This window comes from Microvirga roseola (assembly GCF_020866965.1).
Taxonomy (GTDB): Bacteria; Pseudomonadota; Alphaproteobacteria; order Rhizobiales; family Beijerinckiaceae; genus Microvirga; species Microvirga roseola.
This window is the reverse complement of the sequence record NZ_JAJATX010000156.1, coordinates 1-1,203: the sequence shown is the minus strand read 5'-3', so window position 1 is coordinate 1,203 and position 1,203 is coordinate 1. Positions and strand designations below refer to the sequence as shown.

The window sequence follows — 1,203 nt, the reverse complement described above, 5'->3', positions numbered from 1 at the left end:
CCGCACCTCGGAGTCGATCTTCTGGGCGGTGGCTTCCGACACGTTCTGCTGCCGGCCCATCTGCATGCCTAAGAACACCTCGTCCTGGTTCTCGCCGTAGGCCACCGTGCCCAGCTCCGGCGAAAACCCCCACTTGGTCACCATCATCCGCGCCAGGCGCGTCGCCTGCTCGATGTCCGACTGCGCCCCCGAGGTCACCTTCTCGGGCCCGAAGATCATCTCCTCGGCAATGCGCCCGCCCATCATGATCGCCAGCCGCGAGGTCATCTGCTCGAAGCTCATCGACAGCTTGTCGCGCTCGGGCAGCTGCATCACCATGCCCAGCGCCCGCCCGCGCGGGATGATCGTGGCCTTGTGCACCGGATCGGTGGCCGGCACGTTCAGCGCCACGATGGCATGCCCCGCCTCGTGATAGGCGGTCAGGCGCTTCTCGTCGTCGGTCATCACCAGGGTGCGCCGCTCGGCCCCCATCATCACCTTGTCCTTGGCGTCCTCGAACTCCTGCATGGTCACGATGCGCTTGCCGCGCCGCGCCGCCAAAAGCGCCGCCTCGTTGACCAGGTTCATCAGGTCCGCGCCCGAAAACCCGGGCGTGCCGCGGGCGATCACCTTCAGGTCCACGTCCGGCGCCAGCGGGACTTTTCGCACATGCACCCGCAGGATCTTCTCGCGCCCCGTCACGTCGGGGTTGGGCACCACGATCTGGCGGTCGAAGCGGCCCGGACGCAGGAGCGCCGGATCGAGCACGTCGGGCCGGTTGGTGGCGGCGATGATGATCACGCCCTCGTTGGCCTCGAAGCCGTCCATCTCGACCAGGAGCTGGTTCAGGGTCTGCTCGCGCTCGTCGTTGCCGCCGCCCAAGCCCGCGCCGCGATGGCGCCCGACCGCGTCGATCTCGTCGATGAAGATGATGCACGGCGCGTTCTTCTTGGCCTGGTCGAACATGTCGCGCACGCGGCTGGCGCCCACGCCCACGAACATCTCGACGAAGTCGGAGCCGGAGATGGTGAAGAAGGGCACGTTGGCCTCGCCGGCGACCGCACGGGCGGTGAGCGTCTTGCCGGTGCCGGGCGGGCCGACCAACAGCACGCCGCGGGGAATGCGCCCGCCCAGCCGCTGGAACTTCTGCGGATCGCGCAGGAACTCCACCACCTCCTGCAGGTCCTCCTTCGCCTCGTCAATGCCCGCAACGTCGTCAAAGGT

Annotated in this window: 1 protein-coding gene; it reads right to left on the bottom strand. The window is 68.0% G+C overall.

The window, feature by feature from the left end:
* Window positions 1-1,203 (bottom strand): ATP-dependent zinc metalloprotease FtsH (ftsH, locus tag LG661_RS24630; RefSeq protein WP_230534631.1); only part of this gene is annotated, 1,203 nt, incomplete at both ends.